Raw genomic sequence first — 23,430 nt, forward strand, 5'->3', positions numbered from 1 at the left:
AAATGAAAAAGCTATCAATAGCGATTTTAGTAACGACAATGACTTTTTGCTGTTCGTTACCATTGGAGAGTATTGCCCAAATAAATCAAAAATATAAAATTGGTGTCATTGATTTAATGCTTTTGAAGAGGCAAAAACTGGGAGCATTGACGCTCACGAAGGAAATCGGTGCAGATGGAGTAGAAATTGACATGGGTGGTTTGGGCAAACGCCCAACATTTGAAAATGCCTTGGCGAATGATTCTATCAGAACAGTTTTTCTTAACAAAGCTAAAGAATTAAACATTGAAATGTTTTCATTGGCGATGACTGGCTATTATGCTCAGTCTTTTTGTGGAAGAGAAGGGTACAAAAAATCCATTGAAGATTGCATCAAAACGATGCAATTGATGAATATCAAAATTGCCTTTTTGCCTTTAGGCGTACAATGTGATTTGAAGAAAGACCCGGCTGTGAGAGATTCTGTAGTGGCTAGATTAAAAGTTGCAGGAGAAATGGCAAAAAAAGCTGGAGTTATAATCGGAATAGAAACAGCATTGAGTGCGAGCGAAGAAGTAAAATTATTAAAGGAAATAGGTTCAGATGGAATTAAAATTTACTTCAATTTTTCCAGCCCTTTAAAAGAAGGAAGAGATTTATACAAAGAGTTGAAAATATTAGGCAAGAAAAACATTTGCATGATTCACTGCACCAATAAAGATGGCGTTTGGCTACAAAACGACCCTGAAATTGACATGAAAAAAGTAAAAGCTACGCTCGATAAAATGAAATGGACTGGCTGGTTGGTGATAGAGCGTTCAAGAGATGCGAATAAACCAAGAGACGTAAAAGGGAATTTTGGAGCAAATACTGCTTTTTTGAAAAGTGTTTTCCAGCAATAAACGATGAAATACTGTTACTACATACTTGTGTTTTTTACCTGCTGTTTTTCTGTAGAAATTCAGGCACAGACTGATATTTGGGTTGCTCCAAATGGTGCTGACACTAATTTAGGGACAAAAGAAAACCCGCTTCAAACGGTTTCGATGGCGATTCGAAAAGTCAGAGAAATGCGTAGATTATCAGAAAACAATTTCACAAAAGCCATTCATATTTATATCCGTGAAGGAAATTATCAATTGTACGAACCCATTATGATTCGTCCAGAAGATGCTGGAACTTCATTGAGTCCAACAATAATAGAAGCAGCTCCAAATGAAAAACCAATCATCAGTGGTGGCATTCAGGTAAAAGGCTGGACAAAAGTAAAAGGTAACGTAATCGGTTTGCCAAAAGAATCCATTGGAAAAGTTTGGGTGACAGATGCACCAAAAGTTGGAGGAAATGTATTGGATTTTAGGCAATTATGGGTGAACAACCAAAAAGCGATTCGTGCAAAAGATACTCCGTATCCAACAATGAATCGTATTTTATCTTGGAATAAAAAAGAAGAAACTTGCTGGATTCCCACACCAAAATTTGCCGAAATAGCAAAAGCCAACGGTGTTGAAATGTTTATTCATCAATGGTGGGCAATTGCCAATTTGCGCATCAAAAAAATGGAAGTACAAGGCGATAGCACAAAACTTTCCTTTTTTCAACCAGAAAGTAAAATTCAATCGGAACATCCATGGCCTGCACCTTGGATTTCAAAAGAAACAGGAAATTCAGCATTCTATTTAACCAATGCTATTCAGTTTTTGAACGAAGCAGGCGAGTGGTTTTTGGATAAAAAAGCTGAGAAATTATACTACATTCCACGAGCAAATGAAGTAATGGAAAAAGCAGAAGTAATTGTTCCTTCACTCGAAACTTTGGTGAAAATGGAAGGTACAATTGATCATCAAGTATCTCATTTTTTCTTCAAAAATATTGCTTTTTGTCATACTTCATGGTTGCGTCCTTCTCAGCAAGGTCACGTTCCGCATCAAGCGGGTTTGTACATGTTGGATGCTTACAAACTTAAAATGCCAGGAACTCCAGACAAAAAAACCTTAGAAAATCAAGCTTGGGTTGGTCGCCCGAAAGCTGCGGTGGAAGTTTCTTATGCCAATCACACAGGTTTTGAGGCTTGTCGTTTTGAACATTTGGCTTCTACTGGTTTAGATTACCATAAAGGCGTTCATGATAATTCCATCAAAGGAAATCTCTTTAAAGATATTGGGGGAACAGGTATTCAAGCAGGTGTTTTTGCAGATGAAGCCACCGAAATACATATTCCTTATAATCCTTCTGATGAAAGAGAAATTTGTACAAACTTGCTGATTAGCAATAATTTAATTTCTGATGTTACGAACGAAGATTGGGGTGCTGTTGGTATCGGAGCAGGTTTTGTAAGAGGCATCAATATCGAACACAATGAAATTTCAGACGTATCATATTCTGGTATAAGTATGGGCTGGGGCTGGACAAAAACCATCAACGCCATGAAAAATAATTATATTTCAGCCAACAAAATTCATCATTATGCCAAACACATGTACGATGTTGCGGCAATTTATACTTTGTCTGCTCAGCCCGGTTCTGTCATTTCCGAAAACTATGTCGATAGCATTTACAAAGCTCCTTATGCACATATCCCTAACCATTGGTTTTATTTATATACCGACGAAGGCTCCTCTTATTTTACGATAAAAGATAATTGGAGTCCTTCAGCAAAATTTCTGCAAAATGCCAACGGCCCGGGAAATACTTGGCAAAATGACGGGCCGCAAGTAGCAGACAGCATCAAAGTAAAAGCGGGAATTCAGAAAGAATATTCCTATTTATTAAAAGACAAAAAGCAAGCAGATAAGTACTGGGAAATCAATGTTGAAAAACCAGTTATTGTAGAATTAATCACTCAAAACGGGCAGACGATAGACCGAAAAAAACTAGATGAAATACTCTTGAAAAGTAAGGTTTCGCAAGAAGCATTATTTCAATGGGAAAACCATTTAGTGATTTTTGATAAAGTACAAGATGTGTATTTGTTGCGAGAAAGACTGAAAAATGCTTTTCCAAAAGTACAAATTAAAACTTATGATGATTTGTTTTATGAGTTCAATCAAGAAAAATGTAAAAATGGAAAGTCGGCAAAAGAATGGTCGCACACAATACTCACAGCCAATTTAGTAGCTGATACTACTTTGCAAAAAGAGTATCTGACGTATCATAAAACCCAGTTTACAAAGTGGCCAGAAGTATCACAAGGTTTTTGTAATGCCGATTTTCAACAATTATTAATTTATAAAAATGGCAGACAATTGATGTTGGTCATCAGTATTCCTAAAGGTGAAAATTTGGATAAACTCAATCCTAAAACGATAGAAAATAATCCTAAAATGGTAGAATGGAATAAGTTAATGACTAAATATCAAGAAGGAATTTTAGGTACAAAAAAAGGTGAAACGTGGGTTTTTCTGAAACCAGCGGGTAATTAAAAATTAGATTCTCAAAATTAAAAATAGCAATACAAATGTTGAAATTAGGAATTTTAGGTTTAGGAGAAGGAAGAAGTACGATGTCGGCAGCTTTGGCAAGTACAAAATTAGAACTGGTAAAAGTATGCGACCGCAACATTGATTTGTGTAAGCAAAGAGCCAAAGAATTTGACTTTCATAATTATACAACTGAATATCAAGATTTATTAGACGATAAAAGCATTGATATTATCGCCATTTATACGCCCGATAAATTTCATGCAGAACATACCAAACAAGCTTTATTGCATGGAAAACACGTTGTTTGCACAAAACCTTTTATTGATGATTTATCGAAAGCAAAAGAATTAATAGAGCTTTCGGAAAGTACTGGCAAAAAAGTATTTGTAGGACAAAGCTCACGCTTTTTTGAACCGATGAAAAAGCAAAGAGCCGACTTTGAAGCAGGATTAATCGGCGAATTAATCACGATTGAAGGCTATTATCATGCCGACCACAGATGGTTTTTAGACAAAGGTTGGTCGCTAGAAAATGCTTTTAAATGGCTTTATGGTGGTTTGAGCCATCCTGTAGATTTTATCAGATGGTATTTGCCAAACATTGAAGAAGTAATGGGTTATGGTATGTTGAGTTCAAACGGTCTGAAAGGAGGTTTGAAAAATGCTGACACCATGCACTTTATTTTTAAAGCAACAGATGGAAGGATTGCCAGAGTAAGTGGTGCTTATACTGGCCCCGTTCAGCCAGTGGTACGAGATAGTGAAATGAGCTGTATTTTAAGAGGAACAGAAGGCTGTAGCCAAGCCGATTATATGGATTTGCGTTATGCGGTAACTACAAACACAGGAGAAGAAATTGTACAAACGTGGGAGCATAAACTAAAACATTACTTCCGTTTTGAAGGGAAAAGTCACCATGCTGGCGAGTATCAAAATTATTTAGAATACTTTGCAGACTGTCTTGAAAGTGGTAAAACGGCTTATCCAAACATCAAAGAAGGTGTTGGAACTGTAGCTCTTTTGCAGGCAATGGATAAATCTTTACAAACAGGTTTACCCGTAAAAATTGCCGATGTATTGGCAACGCATCAATTAAGTGCAGACATTTTAAATAATCATAGATAATGGGAAGCATTGTAGAACGCCTAACCATTTTAGATTATAGCATCGTTGTTGCCTACTTGGTGATATTGATTGTTATTGGTTATAGAGCAAGTTTTTCAGACAAATCTGATAAAGAAGAAACCTTATTTTTAGCCAATAAATCATTGGGTTGGTCAAGTATTGGCTTTAATATGTGGGGGACGAATGTTGGTCCTTCTATGTTGCTAGCTTTTGCCAGTATCGGTTACAGCACAGGAATCGTAGCCGTTAATTTTGATTGGTACGCTTTTGTATTTTTATTTTTGCTGGCAATTGTTTTTGCACCAAAATACTTGGCAGCGAATGTAAGTACCATGCCAGAATTTATGGGAAAACGTTATGGAGATTCTACCCAAACAATTTTAGCTTGGTATGCCTTGATTAAAATTTTAATCTCTTGGTTATCATTGGGTTTGTTCGCTGGTGGGTTTTTGGTCAGACAAATTTTGGGCATTCCTATGTGGCAATCTGTGATTGTTTTGGTATTATTTGCTGGGCTTTTTGCTTTTGCTGGTGGACTCAAAGCCATTGCTAAAGTAAATGTTTTTCAAATGATTTTACTGATTGCTGTTTCGCTGACGCTTACTGTTTTGGGTGTTATCAAAGTTGGTGGAATTTCCAAAGTATATCATAGCGTTCCTGCTGATTATTGGACGTTAATTCATCCCGCAAGCGACCCAAAATATCCTTGGTATGCCATTTTATTGGGTTATCCAGTAGCGGCGGTGGCTTTTTTTTGTACCGACCAAGCAATGGTTCAATCGGTATTGGGAGCGAAAAATTTGGAACAAGGTCAATTAGGCGTAAACTTTATCGCTTGGCTTAAAATACTTTCTTTGCCTTTATTTATCTTGACGGGGATTTTATGCTACATACTTTTTCCAAATTTAAAAGACCCATCTGAAGCTTATATGACGATGGTGACGAATCTTTTCCCACCCGGCATGAATGGTTTGGTCATCGTTGTGCTGATTGCAGTACTTGTCGGAACAATTGGTTCTTCACTCAATTCTTTAAGTACAGTTTTTACGATGGATGTGTATTTGAAGAAAATCAATCCTCAAGCTACTAATAATGAAATTATCAGGGTTGGTCGTATGACGGTAATTGCGGGTTGTTTTTTTGCTATCATGATGGCTTTGGCAATTGACAGCATCAAAGGCTTAAATTTATTCGATGTTTTTCAATCGGTTTTGGGTTTTATTGCGCCACCTTTAGCTGTTGTTTTTTTGTTAACTGTTTTCTGGAAAAGAACGACCAAGAAAGCCGTAAACTTCATACTTTCGGTTGGTTCAGTGTTTAGTTTGGGTGTAGGAGTAATGTATCTCTGGGTTTTTACGCCTGATAAATATCCTATTTGGCCGCATTATCTGTTACTTTCTTTTTTCATTTTTGCCTTTTTAACGGTGTTGGCTATCATTATTTCATTGTTAGATAAAGTACCAACTGTTTATCTGGCAACTTTAGAGGAACAAAATAGCATTGAAAAACCAAGTAAAAAAGTATGGATTTCGTGGCTTTTATTAACGATTGTCATGATTGGACTTTACCTTTTTTTTAACTAATGAAAATTCAATATTAAAATGATGAAAATACTTTCCACCAAAATTTCTCTCAAAACAAAGCTGTTAGCTTTTTTGATTTTCCTGACTTTTTGTTCGCCTACTTTGGCACAAAATCAAGCTACTTGGATTTGGTATCCGGGTGATTTTGAAGTTTGGTTGAGTAACAAAATGCAAAATCGTAGAACAGAACGTGGTTCGTTTTTCCCGCCATTTTGGAAATTGGATAGTCATTACAATTTAGTTGATTTTCATAAAGATTTTGATTTACCTGTTGCAGAAGAAGTTTTACTGGCTGTGGAAGGACAATTCAATGTGAAAATTGATGGAAAAGCGATTGCAGGTTTTCCGAAAAAAATTATTGTACCTGCTGGAAAACATAAAATAAGTTTAAAAGTATTTTGTCAAGACCGTGTTCCTGCCATTTTTGTGCAAGGCAAAAAAGTAGTTTCTGATGCTTCTTGGCTCGTTACTTTTGAAGATAAAGAGTGGATTGACGAAACAGGAAAAGCTTCTGATCAATCTGGTACAAAATGGCTCAATGCGGGTTTCTGGAATTTTAATTCAGCTTTAACGCCACCTTCAAAATTCAAATTAGATACCAAAATTCAGCAAGCTGTAAAAACAGAAAGAAAAACCCAAAGCCTTTTATTGGACTTTGGCAAAGAGACTTTTGGTTTTATCAAATTGCAAGGTTTAAAAGGAAAAGGGAAACTGAAAATTTACTACGGAGAATCTAAAGAAGAAGCGTTGGCGACTGAAACGTGCGAGACTTTAGACGAAATAGAAGTAAATGAAGCCAAGAAAAAAGACATGTCGATGGAGCTTTCAAAAGCTTTTCGTTTTGTGAATGTTCAATTTGAGGCTGGCGTTTCTCTTGATGGAGTGTCAATGTTGTATGAGTTTTTACCTGTAGCCGACCGTGGCGGTTTCCGTTGCTCTGACGAACAAATCAATAAAATTTACGATGTTTCAAACTATACTTTTCATCTAAATACTCGTGAGTTTTTCATTGACGGAATTAAGCGTGATCGCTGGATTTGGTCGGGCGATGCTTATCAAAGTTATTTGATGAACTATTATTTATTGTTCGATTCTCCTTCGGTTACTCGTACTTTATTGGCACTCAGAGGAAAAGACCCCGTGACAAGTCACATCAATACCATCATGGATTATACTTTTTATTGGTTTATCGGTATCAACGATTATTATCAATATACGGGCGACAAAACTTTTATACAACAGTTTTATCCAAGAATGCAAAGTTTGATGGATTATTGTTTGTCAAGAAGAAATAGCAATGGCATGATGGAAGGCTTAACGGGCGATTGGGTTTTTATCGATTGGGCAGAAGGTTTAAGTAAAAAAGGAGAAGTAAGTTTTGAGCAATTGCTTTTGGCGAGAAGCTTAGAGACGATGGCAACTTGTGCCAATATTGTAAACGATACCAAAAATGAGGAAAAGTACAAACAATTGGCAACGGAGCTAAAAGCAAAACTTTTCACCAATTATTGGAACAACGAAAAACACGCTTTGGTGCATAGCCGAGTAGATGGAAAGCAAACCGAAAATGTAACTCGTTATGCCAATATGTTTGCCATTTTCTTTAATTATCTCGACGAAGCTAAAAAGCAAGATGTAAAAACGCATGTACTTTTGAACGATAAAATTCAGAAAATAACAACGCCATATATGCGTTTTTATGAATTAGAGGCACTTTGTGCTTTGGGCGAACAAAGTTATGTATTGAAAGAAATGAAAGATTATTGGGGCGGAATGTTGAAGTTAGGTGCTACTTCTTTCTGGGAAGAATACAATCCCAACAAAAAAGGGGAGGAACATTATGCCATGTATGGTCGCCCGTTTGGGAAAAGCCTTTGTCATGCTTGGGGAGCAAGTCCAATTTACTTATTTGGAAAATATTTCCTAGGTGTAAAACCTACTTCTGCCGCCTATAAAACCTATTTAGTAGAACCACAATTAGGCGGTTTACAATGGATAGAAGGAAAAGTACCAACACCCGACGGCGATGTAAAAGTATATTGTAGCACCAAGCAAATCAAAGTAACTGGGGCTGCTGGTGTAGGAACGTTAAGATTTAAAAGTAAAATAAAGCCAAGCAGCAAAGATGGAGAAATTAAAGCTTTGGCAAACGATATGTATGAGTTGACGCTTGAAAAAGGGAAGACTTACGAAGTATTTTATGGGTTATAATATTTAGGAATATTGATTAAAAACGGGCGAATTTTCGTCCGTTTTTTTATTGCCAATGCTCAAGAGAAATTTGGTAATATGAAGATTTGTGTTGAAAAGTTCTTTCCTAACAGATTTGAAATCTTTTTTATCAAAAAAGCATTGTCATTTAGATAGGATAAAATTGTATAATAGTTAGAAAAAATGATAGAGTAAAAAACCTAGCTTTAACAATAAATTTGTAACATTATTTTGGGCAAGTTGAATTTTATTAATACTTTATTGAATTTTTCTTAAAAGCAAAAAGGCTATCCAATTGTTTTATCCATACATCAACTCATTTCTATGAATAAGTTTTTGAAATATATTATCCTTAACCTGCTCATTTGCTGTAGCTTCAGTGCAGCAACATTCGCTGAGATAATTCCACAAAAAAAGCGTTTAGCTACAATTTTAGTAACGGATTCTAGTCAAATTCGTATCAAATTTGGTGTAGAGAAACTTCGTTCGGCTTTAACAACAATTGGCTATGAAGTAAAGATTAAACCTGTTTCAAATACCAAAGAAACTGAGAATGTCATCGTTGTAGGTACTTTATCAGATGAAAAGCTTCAAAATATACTTTCTTTATACAATCTTGACAATAAAAAGGATTTAGGGAAAGAAGGTTTCTCCATTTCAAAAACGATTAATAAACCCATGTTGATTGTTGGAAAAGATGCTTCTGGGATTTTGTATGGTTGTTTGGAATTGGTAAATCAAATCAAAGAAACAGGGAAATTATCCGAACAAATCAATATCAGCGAACAGCCAGAAATGGTTTTGCGTGGTACTTGTATCGGTTTACAGAAACCTACTTTATTGCCAGGAAGAGGCACTTACGAATATCCATACACGCCCGAAAGTTTTCCTTGGTTTTATGATAAAGCCATGTGGATTCAGTATTTAGACATGATGGTTGAAAACCGTTATAATTCTTTGTATTTATGGAATGGACATCCTTTTTCATCTTTGGTGAAATTAAAAGAGTATCCTTATGCGGTAGAAGTTGATGATGAAACTTTTAAAAAGAATGAAGATATTTTCCGTTTTTTAACCCAAGAAGCCGATAAAAGAGGCATTTGGGTGATTCAAATGTTTTACAATATTATCATTCCGAAACCTTTTGCCGAAAAAAATCATCTTGAAACACAAGACCGAAACCGTCCGATTATTCCCATTATTGCTGATTATACTCGTAAATCTATCGCCGCTTTTGTTGAAAAATATCCAAATGTTGGTTTGCTAATTACTTTGGGTGAAGCCATGGAAGGCGTTGGTCAGGATGATGTTGATTGGTTTACAAAAACTATTATTCCGGGCGTGCAAGACGGTTTGAAGGCAATCGGACAAACAACAGAACCGCCAATTGTTTTGCGTGCACACGATACCGATGCACCAAGAGTAATGAAAGAAGCATTGCCTTTGTACAAGAATTTATTCACGATGGCAAAATTCAACGGAGAAGCCTTGACCACTTATACGCCAAGAGGTTCTTGGGCTGAATTACATAGGAAATTGAGTAGAATCGGAACTGTTCACGTAGAAAATGTACATATTTTAGCCAATCTTGAGCCTTTCCGCTACAGCTCGCCCGACTTTATCCAGAAATCGGTTTTGGCGATGCACAGTATTTATGAAGCCAATGCTTTGCATTTGTATCCACAAGCCTCTTATTGGGATTGGCCTTTTACGGCTGATAAAGCAGACAAGCGTTTATTGCAGGTTGACCGTGATTGGATGTGGTACAAAACTTGGGCAAGATACGCTTGGAATTCAAATAGAAAACGTGAAAATGAAGTAAACTATTGGGGAAAAGAATTGGCTAAAAAGTACGGTTTACCGCAAGAAAAAGCCAAAAATGTATTGACTGCCGTAGAAGAAACAGGAGAAATTTCTCCGAAATTACTTCGTCGTTATGGCATTACAGACGGGAATCGTCAAACACTTACTTTGGGAATGTTGATGACACAATTCATTAATCCATTCCGTTATGGTTTATTCACGATGTTGTATGAATCGGAAGCACCTGAAGGTGAAATGATTATAGAATATGCTGAAAAAGAATGGAAAAATGAAAAACATATTGGCGAAACGCCTGTAAGAGTAGCGGATGAAGTAGTGGAACATGGTAAAAAAGCCGTTGAAGCCATTGATAAAGCTGCCAAATTTGTGACAAAAGATAAAACAGAGTTTGCTCGTTTGAAAAATGATACTTATTGCTACAATGCGATGGCGAATTTTTATGCAGAAAAAGTAAGAGCGAGTCTTTCGATACTTCGTTATAAATATTCAAATGATGTGAAAGATTTAGAAAAAGCCTTACCGCTTTTGCAAAGTAGCGTAAATCATTTTTCGGATTTAGTAAAATATACTAAAAATTCGTACTTGTATGCCAACAGTATGCAAACCAAACAACGCAAAATTCCGATGCGTGGTGTGGATGCAACTTTTATTCATTGGGAAGAAATGTTGCCAGTTTATCAAAAAGAATTAGCTCGTTTTAAGTTTTCAATTGATTCGCTGAAGTCTCAAAAAAATGTTTCAGTAAAACAACCAATTCTCTTTGAAAGTGTGGATGTAAAAGTTTCATCAGGGATAGAAGGGTTTTATCAAAATGAAAAAGTTCAGCAAGTATTTACAGATACTTTATCGGCAATTACTGATTTAGCCGTTCAATTAAAGCAATTAAAAGGCTTGAAATTTAGTAGAGAAAAGCAACAAACAGTTGGAACAAGTTTGACATTTACAACGACAGAACCTGTAAAACTTTTAGTGGGCTTTTTCAATGATAAAAATCGTAAATTCTTGCAAGCACCTGAATTAGAAACAGATGCAAGTGCTAATGATTATGGTCAGTCGGAAATTAAGATTTCAAATGCAGTATTGATTGCAGGATTTCCAGCGGTAAATATTCATGCTTACTCTTTCAAAGCTGGCACGCATACTTTGAATTTAGGAAAAGGAGCTTGTTTGGTTTTAGGTTTTATGAAAGGCAATCAAGAAATTCCAATTTCAGATGCAGGTTTAGCAGGAAATAACAAAAATATTGATTGGCTATTTGAGTAATAGATTTTAATTCCTCCCACATAAACCTTATAGGTTTAAAGGTTCAAAAAATGAAATACAAATCAAATCTTATCACCATACTTTTACTCTTTGTAATAAGTAATACTTTCGCCCAAAAAGCAAATATTTTATCGACAGATAAACTTAAAAATTTTGTCACAGAATTTAACGCCTCAGACGACGAAGCAGTCGTAAACTTTGTGCCAAATGCCCAATCTTTCGAATGGCTTTCCCAGAATATTCCACTTTTTGAATGTCCAGATTCTGTCATTCAAAAAGTATATTATTATCGTTGGTGGGCATTGCGTAAGCATCTCAAACAAACGCCAGATGGCTTTATTTTCACGGAATTTATCACCAAAGTAAATCACGCAGGCAAGCACAATGCCGTAAGTAGTGCTTTGGGACATCATATTTATGAAGGACGTTGGTTGCGTAATCAGCAATATATCAATGAATATACTTCCTTCTGGTTGGATGTTGATCCGAAGCATACCGTTCAGCGTTTTCATGGTTTTAGTAGCTGGATTGACGATGCCGTTTACAATCGTTATTTGGTCAATTTGGATAAAGCTTTTATCGAAAAAAATCTTTTGACATTAGAGGCAGATTACAGAAAATGGGAAGTAGAAAAGCAATTGCCTAATCAACTTTTCTATCAATTTGATGTAAAAGATGCGATGGAAGAATCTATCAGCGGTGGTAGAAAAGAAAAAAATATTCGTCCGACTATCAATAGTTATATGTACGGAAATGCCAAAGCTTTAGTAGCAATGGCGAAATTAGTGCAGAATGATACTTTAGCCCAAAAATATGAAGCAAAAGCAACTGAGCTTAGAAAATTGGCAATTGATAATCTTTGGGATGAAAAAGCTAGTTTTTTCAAAGTAAAACTTGAAAAGACAAATGGATTTTCGGATGCTCGTGAAGCCATAGGGTTTATTCCTTGGTACTTTAATTTGCCAGATGATAAAGCCAATATTGCCAAAGCCTGGAATCAATTGATTGATACAACAGGTTTTAAAGCACCTTGGGGACTTACTACCGCCGAACGTCGTCACCCATTATTTAGAACGCATGGTTCTGGTCACGGTTGTGAATGGGATGGTCCACTTTGGCCTTATGCCACTACGCAAACCTTAAAAGGCTTATCGAATTTGTTGACAAATTATAAAAATCATGGAGCAATGAATGCTCAAGTTTTTTACGATGAATTACACAAATATGCCAACTCGCATCAAATGAACGGCAAATTGTATCTAGGAGAGTATCAGGATGAAAAAAATGGAGAATGGTTGAAAGGTGATAATCCAAGAAGTAAGTTTTATAATCACTCAAGTTTTGCAGATTTGATTATCAATGATTTGGTTGGATTAAAGCCAAGAGCAGATAATATTCTTGAAATCAAACCATTAATTCCTGAAAAGCAATGGGATTGGTTTTGTTTAGATAATGTTTTTTATCACGGAAAAAACCTGACAATTCTTTGGGATAAAACAGGAAAAAAATACGGAAAAGGAAAAGGTTTCATGGTATTTGTTGATGGAAAACAAATTGCTAAAGCTAAAAAATTAAAACAATTGAAAGGGAGTTTTTAAGTTTATGAGTTCATGAGTAAAAAGTTTATGAGTAAATTTTATTCTTTTATCGAATAATCTACTCATAAACTCTAAACTCATAAACTCTAAACTCATAGACTCATAAACCCGAAACTCATGAACTTAAAAAGCCTTGCTCTTTTCATTTTCTTACCATTGCTAACCAATGCTCAAGCTTATAAACTTTGGTACAAAAAGCCTGCGGAAAAATGGACGGATGCTTTGCCAATTGGAAATGGAAGACTTGGTGCAATGGTTTTTGGAGGTGTTGAAAAAGATAGAATTCAGTTCAATGAAGAAACACTTTGGACGGGTGAACCACGTAATTATAACCATCCAGATGCTGCTAAATACTTAGGCAAAATCCGACAATTATTACAAGAAGGAAAGCAAAAAGAGGCAGAACAATTGGCGGAAGCAACATTCATGGGAACCAAAAGTAACGAAGGGAAACGTGAAGAATGGTTAGCTGAAGTTCGTCGATTAAAAGATATTTCTGGAAATCCAGCCACAGAAGATTTTGATGATTCAGCTTGGAAAACGATTAAAGTGCCAACTTATGAAGGTTGGGAAACCGTAGGGTTTGAAGGTTTAGACGGTGCAGTTTGGTTCAAAACCACTTTCGATTTACCTGAAAACTGGAAAGGTAAAAACCTGATTTTGGATTTAAACAGAGTACGGGATCAAGATTTCACTTATATCAATGGAAAATTAATTGGCAATACCAATAATACAGACGTCAGAAAGTATGTAATTCCTGCTGAAGTACTGAAAGTAGGAAAAAATAGCATCGCCATTCAAGTAATAAATTATTTTGACAAAGGCGGAATTGCGGGTTACAAAGACACGACTCGCCACATCGGAATTTATCCAGTGAATGAAAATGGAGTACAAAGAATTTCTTTGGTAAAAGATTGGAAATACTTTATTCAAAACGATGAACCACCAGCCGTTGGGAAATATCAAGCAGATTATCAGCCTTTTGGAGATTTGTTCCTTGATTTTAAAGGACTTGGAAATATTAGTAATTACCAAAGAGAATTATCGCTTTCAGAAGCCATTGCCAAAACAAGTTTTACTTCAAAAGGCATTCAATTTACGAGAGAATACTTTGCCAGCGAACCCGACCAAGCCATTGTTATTCACCTTTCTGCCAGTCAGTTAAAAAGTATCAGTTTTGAGGCAAGTTTTAGTAGTCCGCATAAAAAGTATATTGTTCGTCAGCTTGATAAACATACTTTAAGTTTATCTGTAGCGGTTAGAAATGGCGTTTTAAAAGGAGAAAGTAGGCTATTGATTCAAGCGAAAAACGGAAAAATTTCGATAGAAAATAATAAGATTTCAGTCGAGAATGCTGATGAAGTAAGCTTATATTTGGTAGCCGCTACAAATTTTATTGATTATAAAAACACTTCGGGAAATCCTGTTGCTATTTGTCAGCAAAGACTAGCCAGTATTCAAAAAAGTAAGCTTGCTACTTCGCAAAATTTTGCCAAAATCAAGCAAAAACATTTAAAAGAGTATCAACAATATTACAATACTTTTTCGATTGATTTTGGAAAAGATAAGTACGAAAACCTTCCAACCGACGAAAGAATACAGCAATTTCAACATCATTCAGACCCATCATTTGCAGCATTATATGTTCAGTACGGTCGCTATTTGTTGATTGCTACTTCAAGATTAGGTACACATCCAGCCAATTTGCAAGGCATTTGGAATGATTTGCTTACGCCACCTTGGGGAAGTAAATACACCACTAACATCAATGCAGAAATGAATTATTGGCCAGCAGAAGTACTAAATCTTTCACCTATGCACGAATCACTTTTTAAGATGATTGATGAATTGGCAAAAAATGGTGAAGAAACTGCTAAAACTCATTACAATGCACGTGGTTGGTTGGTGCATCATAACACAGATATTTGGCGGGGAACTGCACCCATCAATGCGTCAAATCATGGTATTTGGGTAAGTGGTGGCGGATGGTTGAGTCAACATCTTTGGGAACATTATTTGTTTACGCAAGATAAAAATTTCTTAAAAAACAAAGCATATCCTATCATGAAAGGAGCGGCTGAATTTTTTGTTGATTTTCTAGTAAAAGACCCAAAAACGGGTTGGTTAATCAGTACGCCAGCTAATTCTCCAGAGAATGGTGGCTTGGTGGCTGGACCAACGATGGATCATCAGATTATTAGAAATCTGTTTAAAAACTGTATTGAAGCGAGTAAAATATTGAATTTAGACGAGAAATTTCGGGATACTTTATTGACAAAATATAAGCAGATAGCACCCAATCAAATTGGGAAGTACGAACAATTACAAGAATGGTTGGAAGATAAAGACGATAGCACCAACAAACATCGCCATGTTTCGCATTTATGGGGTGCGCATCCCGGAAATGATATTACTTGGGAAGAGTCTCCAGAAATGATGAAGGCGGCTAGACAATCCTTAATTTATCGTGGAGATGAAGGAACAGGGTGGAGTTTAGCTTGGAAAATCAATTTTTGGGCAAGATTCAAAGATGGTGACCATGCCATGAAAATGATTAAAATGTTGATTCGTCCTGCCAGTGGTGCTGGCGGTTCTTATGTCAATTTATTTGATGCACATCCACCTTTTCAAATTGATGGAAACTTTGGTGGTTCAGCTGGTATTGCCGAAATGCTTTTGCAAAGTCATACAAAATACATAGATATTTTCCCCGCTTTACCCACTGATTTACAAGAAGGAAACGTGAAAGGCATTAAAGCAAGAGGTGGTTTCGAATTAGATTTTACTTGGAAAAATGGGAAGTTGACAAAACTAAATATTCTTTCAAAAGCAGGAGAACATTGTTATTTGAGATACGGAAAGAAGGAAATAGATTTCAAAACGACAATAGGGAAAGTTTATACATTTAATGGTGAATTGAAATAATGAAAAGATGCTTTTATAGTTTATTTTGTTTGACTTTTTTGCTGTTGAATTCAACGCAGCTCAAAGCACAAACACTTCTTCGGAAAGATATTTCATTAGATAATAATTGGTTTACAGTTGCTAAAGATTCGCTTGATAATTTTTCAGGTTTTGAAACGAGTACTTTTTCTGTCAAAAATTGGAAAAAAGTAAATGTGCCACATAATTGGGATCAATACGAAGGTTATCGCCGAATGCTTCATGGCAATAAACATGGTTATGCGTGGTATCGTAAAACGTTTAAAGTACATGAACTCAAAAATGGGAAGCGTTTTTTTCTGTATTTCGAAGGTGTAAGTTCTTATGCAAGCGTTTGGCTGAATGGTAAAAAAGTAGGTACTCATGCAGGCGGAAGAACAACTTTTACTTTGGATGTGACGGATGTTGTTCTGACTCAAAACCAAGAAAATACTTTGGCAGTTCGTGCTGACCATCCAGCGAATATTCAAGATTTACCTTGGGTTTGTGGTGGCTGTTCTCCAGAACGGGGTTTTTCGGAAGGCTCGCAACCGATGGGCATTTTTCGTCCAGTGCATTTAGTCATTACGAATGAAGTACGGATTCAACCTTTCGGAATTCATATTTGGAATGATTCTACTGCTTCTGAAAAATCTGCTTTATTGCATCTTTCTACAGAAATTAAAAATTATGGGAATAAGCCTAAATCACTGATAATCCTGAATGAATTATTCAATAAAAATGGAGAGAAAGTAAGTGAAGTAAGTTCAAAAATCATGCTTGCTTTCAATGCCGTTGCTAATATCAATCAGCAATTTCCTGAAATTAAAAATCCCATCCTTTGGTCGATTGAGAATCCGTATTTGTATCAAGTACGCACTAAAATCATTGAAAATGGTAATTTGATTGATGAAATAAAGACATACTATGGCATTCGTACCATCAGTTGGCCAATTGGTAGAAAAGGTGCAAAACAGTTTTTATTGAATGGAAAGCCTGTTTTTATCAATGGCATTGCAGAATATGAACACCTGATTGGGAATAGTCATGCCTTTAGCAAAGAGCAAATTCATGCCAGAGTACAACAAATTAAAGCGGCTGGTTTCAACGCCTTTCGGGATGCACATCAACCTCATAATTTGCGTTATCAGCAATATTGGGACGAATCGGGAATTTTGTGGTGGCCACAAATGGCTGCACATGTTTGGTACGATACGCCTGCTTTCAGAGAAAATTTTAAAACACTTTTAAAAGATTGGATTAAAGAACGTCGAAATAGTCCTTCGATTGTACTTTGGGGTTTAGAAAACGAAAGTACTTTGCCCGAAGATTTTGCTAAAGAATGTACGGAATTGATTCGTCAGTTAGACCCAACGGCTTCTTCACAAAGAAAAGTAACGACCTGCAACGGAGGGAAAGGAACAGATTGGGACGTTCCGCAAAACTGGACAGGTACTTATGGTGGTGACCCGAATTTGTATGGGGAAGACGTTGAAAGACAAGTCTTAATTGGTGAATACGGTGCTTGGCGAACCATAGATTTACACAAAAATCAAGGTTTCAGCGAAGACAAAATGACCAATTTGATGGAACTGAAAGTACGTTTGGCGGAAGCTGCAAAAGACAAAACGACGGGACATTTCTTTTGGTTGTTCAATTCACATGATAATCCTGGAAGAGTACAAGGCGGAGAAGGTTTGCGAGAAATCGACCGTGTTGGTCCTGTAAATTATAAAGGCTTATTAACACCTTGGGAAGAACCATTAGATGTTTTTTATATGTTTCGGGCAAATTATGCTTCTAAAATAAAAGAGCCGATGGTGTATATTTCTTCGCATACTTGGGCAGACCGTTGGACGAAAACTGGCAAAAAAGACAGTATTGTTGTGTATTCTAATGCTGATGAAGTAGAGTTATTTAACGACGTCAATCATGTTTCGCTCGGAAAAAGAAAACGAAATGGCATTGGTACACATTTTCAATGGGATGGCGTAGATATTCAATACAATGTTTTGTATGCGGTGGCTTATGTAAATGGAAAAGCTGTAGCAAAAGATTATATCGTACTCAATCATTTACCGAAAGCTCCACATTTTCAGCAGTTTTATTCGACTAAGCAAGAAGTAATGAGTGCCAAAAAAGACTATCAATATTTGTACAGAGTAAATTGTGGTGGAAATAAGTACATTGACCATCAAGGAAATAAATGGTTAGCCGACCAGCATAAAACCGACAAAAATACTTGGGGTTCAAGTTCTTGGGCAGATGATTTTAAAGGAATGCCAAGTTTTTTTGCTAGTCAAAGAAAAACCAATGACCCAATTGCTGATACGCAAGATTGGCAATTATTTCAGACATTTCGTTATGGACGTGAAAAATTGAAGTATCATTTTAATGTTCCAGACGGAGAATATTTGGTAGAATTGTATTTTACTGAACCTTGGCTTGGCACAGGTGGTGGAATGAATTGTTCGGCTTGGCGTTTATTTGATGTTTCAGTAAACGAACAAACGGTTTTGAAAAATGTAGATATCTGGAAAGAAGTGGGACACGATGGAGCATTGAAAAAAACAGTGAAAGTAAAAATTAAAGGAGGTCGATTAGTGATTTCATTCCCGAATGCCAAGGCTGGGCAAGCACTTATTTCAGCCATTGCGATTGCTAGTTTGGATAAAAAATTAATTACAGTTGCCCAAAATTCAGGCTTGATTCAAATAAAAGAAGCAAATGCTGATACAAAAATGCAATATTGGTTGGATACAGGCGATAAAGTATATGCAGACGATAAAGCACAGTTTACTTCATTGCCTTCTAATTTGTACAGTGCAACATCCCTACAGTTTTCCAAAAATGAGAACACAGAAAAGCTTACATTTACAGCCACAGAAAATATTGATGTTTTTGTAGCTGTGCCAACATCAATCATTCAAAAACCAAATTGGCTTAATGGTTTTGAAGAAACGGGTTCGTTCATCGAAAGTACTTCTCAAAACAATATAGCTTATAAAGTTTTAAGAAAACGCTTATCGCTAGGAGAGGAGCTAACGCTGGGTAAAAATCCAGAGAATTCCGAACATTACTTGTTGATGATTAACCAAAGTAGTACCATTGAACCAGCTTATGATTTAAAAACCGTAAAAAGTTATAAAGCCACAGAAGCTAAATTGCTAGGAGGTGCCGTGAAAGAAATATTGATGGAAAAAGAAAGAGTATCTTTCAAAAAGCCATCTGGCGATGCTTTAGAATGGACAATTTCAGTGGGTGTTGCCGATACTTATTCGTTAACGATAAAGTATCATAATTCAAGTGATAAAGTTTTGCAGGCAAGGTTAGCGATTGTTGCAACGAATGGAACTGTGATAAAAAAAGGAGATTTAATATCTTTCCCGCCTTCCAAAAAAGGTAAATGGAGTTATTACAATACAAGTACTGGAACAATGATTAATGCAGGAACTTATCAAATAAAATTGATGGCTGAAGATGCTGAAAATCTAAGCATTGATGCTATTGATGTGCAATAAATTGCTGATTTGTCTAAAAAGTTGGCAAAAATTTTCAGAAGAAGATAATATCGTATAATACAAAAGAAAAATCCTATAAATAATCAGAGAAATACTACTGTATATTTGTCCTGTTGAATATGGAACAAAACACAGTTTTATAATCATACAATCCCGATTTAGCATACATGAAAAACCTTCCATTTTTTGATTTAGCCATCATTATTATTTACCTGATAGGGATGGTTTTGGTAGGGTTTTATTTTTCGAGAAAGAATAAAAACGCTGAACAATTTACAACAGCCTCTGGCAAAATTCCGGGTTGGGCAATCGGAGCATCTATCTATGCTACTTTCTTGAGTAGTAACACATTTTTAGGTGTACCGGGCAAAGCTTTTGGTTCAAATTGGAATGCTTTTGTATTCAGTTTATCGATGCCTTTGGCGGCTTGGGTTGCGTCGAAATATTTTGTGCCTTTTTATCGAAATACGGGAGAAGTATCAGCTTATACGCACCTCGAACATCGTTTTGGTGCTTGGGCTAGAACTTACGCTGTTGTTTGTTTTTTATTGACACAATTGGCTAGAATGGGTTCTATATTTTTTGGAATCGCTCTTAGTTTACAGGCACTTACAGGTTATTCAATGGAAGTAATCATGTTAGTAATGGGCGTTTGTATCATTATTTACACCGTTTTAGGTGGAATTGAGGCAGTTATCTGGACAGAAGTAGTTCAGGCTGTGATAAAAACTTTTGGGGCAATCTTGATTTTGTATCTGATTATCAGTGAGATGCAAGGTGGAGTGGGTAAAATTATTGACATTGGAGTATCGAATAATAAGTTTAGTTTAGGCAGTTTTTCGCCTGATTTTGTAGATTCATCGTTTTGGGTGGTTTTGTTGTATGGTTTTTTTATCAACCTGAATAATTTTGGGATGGATCAAAATTATATTCAACGCTATCATACAACAACTTCGGTGAAGGAGGCTTCAAAATCACTATGGCTTTGTGTGTGGTTATATGTGCCAGCGTCTTTAATTTTCTTTGTGATAGGTGCATGTTTGTTTGCTTATTATCAAGTAAACCCAGAGCTGATTGAAGCCATAAAACACCAAGTTGCTCTTGAGCGATTGCCCAACGCATCGCCAACAGAAATTCAGGCAATGATGGCAACTTTACAACCAGCAGATTATGGCGATAAAGTAATGCCACATTTTATGGTAACGAAAATCCCAGCGGGATTAATGGGCTTAATTATTTCAGCTATTTTATCAGCAGCAATGAGTACCATTAGTTCAGGAATGAATTCATCGGCAACAGTTTTTTCTGTAGATATTTATCAACGATACATCAGTAAAAACAATAGCGAAAAGAAACAAATGAATTTACTCCACATCGCAACAGTAGTTTTTGGTTTGTTGGGAATGGGAACGGGAATTGCAATGATTGGCGTAAAAAGTATTTTAGATGTTTGGTGGCAATTATCAGGAATTTTTGCGGCGGGAATGTTAGGCTTATTTTTATTAGGAATTATCAGCCGTCAAACTAAAAACCATGAAGCTTTTTTAGCAACTATTATTGGGATTTTGGTCATTATTTGGATGACATTCTCTTCAAATTTGCCAGAAGAGTATGCTTTTTTAAGAAATACACTGCATAAAAATATGATTATCGTAATAGGAACACTAAGTATTTTCCTGACTGGAATTCTTATTACAAAACTGAAAAAACGAGCTTAAAAGATAATAATAAACTTTAATCATTATAAATTTTGGTGTAAACGGTAGCGTTTTACTCCCCGAATCTCTGTGTCCTTTTTTGTTCAGAAGTTAGTTTACGCTTGTGTTGAGCGTGTGACTTTGAACGTCTTTGGTGAAACAGATTATCTAATTTAAAAAAATGGAAAAATCGAGAAAAGGATTTATCCCAGTCATGCTTACGCCTTTTAATGACAATGGATATATTGATTTTGATGCTTTAACAAAACTCACAGAAATCTATTTAGAAGCTGGAGCGAGCGGTTTATTTGCTAATTGCTTGTCGAGTGAAATGTTTGAGCTTTCAGATCCAGAAAGAATACAATCAATAGAACACGTTATTAAAGTAGTGAATGGAGCAGTTCCCGTTGTAGCAACTGGCACTTTTGGCGGAGCAATCGAAAAACAAGCTGATTTTGTAAAAAGAGTAAACGATACTGGAACAGAAGCTGTCATCTTGATAACCAGTTTGTTAGCAGATGAAAATGAAGCCGATGAAGTATTTAATGAAAGAGTTTTTTCTTTATTAGATAAAACAGAAAAAATTCCAGTGGGCTTTTATGAATGTCCCGTTCCTTATAAAAGAGTACTTTCGCCTACACAATTAAAAGGTTTTGTAGAAACGGGAAGAGTAATTTATCACAAAGATACTTGTTTGGATATTGAACAAGTAAAAGAGAAAATTAAGCTGACTGAAGGATATAAATTTGGTTTGTATGATGCTTATATGGCTCATGCAGTGGATTCACTGAAAGCAGGTTCGGCTGGACTTTCTTGTATTCAAGGAAATTATTTTCCAGAATTGATTGTATGGCTTTGCGATAATTATGACGATGATTCTCAGCAAAGTGAAGTTGCCAGAGTACAACAATTTTTAATTGATAACATGGATGTAATGCACAACGTATATCCTATAGTTTCAAAATATTTCTTGCAAAAAAGAGGTTTAGATATTTCGACTTTTACTCGTAGGAAAGTAGGTAATTTCACGACTTCAATAACCAAAGAAATCGAAACGCTTTATAATAACTACGGACTTTTACAAGACGAATTAGACTTGAAAATGGCACTGAATTACTAAAACTGCCTAATTTAGAGCAATTTACTTTTCATTATTTTGTTCTTTGAGATTCTTCATCATTCTTTCACTACAGTCAACTTGTTTGCATTTACTGTAAAATGTGAGAGAATGATGAAGGATTTCACAATTAAAAAACTCTTCGACCATATTCTGAATATTCTGTATTCTTGGGTCACAAAATTCCGTAACTTTCTGACAATCAACACATACAATATGGTCGTGTTGACGTCTGGCATAAGCTTTCTCGTATCTTGAGGAGATTTTATTCCCAAATTGATGTTTGATAATTAAATCTGCTTCGACAAGTAACTCTAAGGTATTATAGACTGTAGCTCGGCTGACATGATAATTCAAATGTTTTAGAGCCAAATACAATTCATCTGCTTCGAAATGGTCATTTCTTTGGTAAATATGCTCAAGGATTGTTAATCGCTCATGCGTTTTGCGGTATCCTTTTGTATCAAGGAACTCCTGAAAAGATTTTTTAACGATACTGATATTCGATAATGCCATTCACTATTGATGATATAATTGATAGATTGTTTCCTTATAATTTTGAAAGGTGTAAAATATACTTAACACAAGCACACAAATCATGATTGTGTACTTGTGTTATATTCTTCATACTTGATTATTGTGTGAAATTAGACTAAATCTAAATAAAAAACAATAAGATTTAGTTGAAATTATTTTTCAATTGGCATAACATGAAATTAGAAAAAGTTGAATCTTAGGAAATCTATTCTTTGAAAAATACTTTTACTCTTTTATCCATCGCCAACTTGCAAGGTTTAGCAATAAACTACTAACAAATACAAAGCTTAGTAGGTTTAACTGTGATAAATCCAGTTTTGGACTCATGAATTCTTCTACTAAATGAGCCAAGTTTGCCAAGCTAAAAAGTATTGAAAGATAAAAGTTGATTTGACGTATGATTGGTTTTTCAATAAAAAGTATGAAAGTCACCAACATCATCGGTAATATTTCAAAGACAAATCTGATAATGGCGGCACTTGTTGGAACAACACCATTGGCATTTGGTCTTTTAATATCAACTCCATAAAAAAGTTCACCAACGTGATAATTGAAATGGAGAATCATACACACCACGAATAATATCCAAAGTGTTACTATCTTTTGTGAATTGTTCATTTGAGTAAAAAGGT

13 protein-coding genes are annotated in these 23,430 nt (G+C 35.7%); 11 read left to right on the forward strand and 2 right to left on the reverse strand.

Going from position 1 to position 23,430, the window contains the following annotated elements; translation table 11 throughout:
- Positions 1 to 2 precede the first annotated feature (2 nt).
- From VB776_RS18140 to VB776_RS18190, 11 genes are all read left to right on the forward strand, one after another.
- Positions 3 to 881 (forward strand): sugar phosphate isomerase/epimerase family protein, encoded by an 879-nt coding sequence (locus VB776_RS18140; RefSeq protein WP_323698294.1) that lies wholly within the window; start codon positions 3 to 5, stop codon positions 879 to 881.
- A 3-nt stretch (positions 882 to 884) separates the two neighbouring features.
- Positions 885 to 3,401 carry an L-rhamnose mutarotase gene (locus tag VB776_RS18145; protein WP_323698295.1) on the forward strand — a complete coding sequence of 839 codons (2,517 nt, stop codon included), beginning with the start codon at positions 885 to 887 and terminating at the stop codon, positions 3,399 to 3,401.
- Positions 3,402 to 3,436: 35 nt separating this feature from the next.
- Complete coding sequence (locus VB776_RS18150; protein WP_323698296.1) at positions 3,437 to 4,525, forward strand: Gfo/Idh/MocA family protein; 1,089 nt, start codon at positions 3,437 to 3,439, stop codon at positions 4,523 to 4,525.
- Positions 4,525 to 6,108: a sodium:solute symporter family transporter gene (locus VB776_RS18155; protein ID WP_323698297.1), complete on the forward strand. Its 1,584-nt coding sequence runs from the start codon at positions 4,525 to 4,527 to the stop codon at positions 6,106 to 6,108. The genes VB776_RS18150 and VB776_RS18155 overlap by 1 nt, the downstream gene beginning before the upstream one ends.
- 18 nt (positions 6,109 to 6,126) lie before the next feature.
- Positions 6,127 to 8,319: an alpha-L-rhamnosidase-related protein gene (locus VB776_RS18160; RefSeq protein ID WP_323698298.1), complete on the forward strand. Its 2,193-nt coding sequence runs from the start codon at positions 6,127 to 6,129 to the stop codon at positions 8,317 to 8,319.
- A 324-nt stretch (positions 8,320 to 8,643) separates the two neighbouring features.
- The gene (locus tag VB776_RS18165; RefSeq protein ID WP_323698299.1) at positions 8,644 to 11,406 is read left to right on the forward strand and encodes an alpha-d-galacturonidase; all 2,763 of its coding nucleotides are present in this window, start codon (positions 8,644 to 8,646) and stop codon (positions 11,404 to 11,406) included.
- 50 nt (positions 11,407 to 11,456) lie between these two features.
- Positions 11,457 to 13,004 carry an MGH1-like glycoside hydrolase domain-containing protein gene (locus VB776_RS18170; RefSeq protein WP_323698300.1) on the forward strand — a complete coding sequence of 516 codons (1,548 nt, stop codon included), beginning with the start codon at positions 11,457 to 11,459 and terminating at the stop codon, positions 13,002 to 13,004.
- A gap of 117 nt (positions 13,005 to 13,121) precedes the next feature.
- Positions 13,122 to 15,929, forward strand: a complete 2,808-nt coding sequence (locus VB776_RS18175) for a glycoside hydrolase family 95 protein (RefSeq protein ID WP_323698301.1) — start codon at positions 13,122 to 13,124, stop codon at positions 15,927 to 15,929.
- Between the two features lie 44 nt (positions 15,930 to 15,973).
- A complete protein-coding gene (locus VB776_RS18180) occupies positions 15,974 to 19,447 on the forward strand; it encodes a malectin domain-containing carbohydrate-binding protein (RefSeq protein WP_323698302.1) in 3,474 nt (1,157 codons plus the stop codon).
- 167 nt (positions 19,448 to 19,614) lie between these two features.
- On the forward strand, positions 19,615 to 21,165 hold the full coding sequence (locus VB776_RS18185) for a sodium:solute symporter (RefSeq protein ID WP_323698303.1): 1,551 nt from the start codon (positions 19,615 to 19,617) through the stop codon (positions 21,163 to 21,165).
- Positions 21,166 to 21,325: 160 nt separating this feature from the next.
- Positions 21,326 to 22,264: a dihydrodipicolinate synthase family protein gene (locus VB776_RS18190; protein ID WP_323698304.1), complete on the forward strand. Its 939-nt coding sequence runs from the start codon at positions 21,326 to 21,328 to the stop codon at positions 22,262 to 22,264.
- 21 nt (positions 22,265 to 22,285) lie between these two features.
- On the opposite strand, the gene VB776_RS18195 is transcribed toward VB776_RS18190, so the two are convergent.
- Both VB776_RS18195 and VB776_RS18200 read right to left on the reverse strand, forming a co-directional pair.
- The gene (locus tag VB776_RS18195; RefSeq protein WP_323698305.1) at positions 22,286 to 22,777 is read right to left on the reverse strand and encodes a Fur family transcriptional regulator; all 492 of its coding nucleotides are present in this window, start codon (positions 22,775 to 22,777) and stop codon (positions 22,286 to 22,288) included.
- 246 nt (positions 22,778 to 23,023) lie between these two features.
- Complete coding sequence (locus tag VB776_RS18200) at positions 23,024 to 23,416, reverse strand: hypothetical protein (protein ID WP_323698306.1); 393 nt, start codon at positions 23,414 to 23,416, stop codon at positions 23,024 to 23,026.
- Positions 23,417 to 23,430: the final 14 nt, after the last annotated feature.

The organism is Arcicella gelida (assembly GCF_034931025.1).
Classification (GTDB): domain Bacteria; phylum Bacteroidota; class Bacteroidia; order Cytophagales; family Spirosomataceae; genus Arcicella; species Arcicella gelida.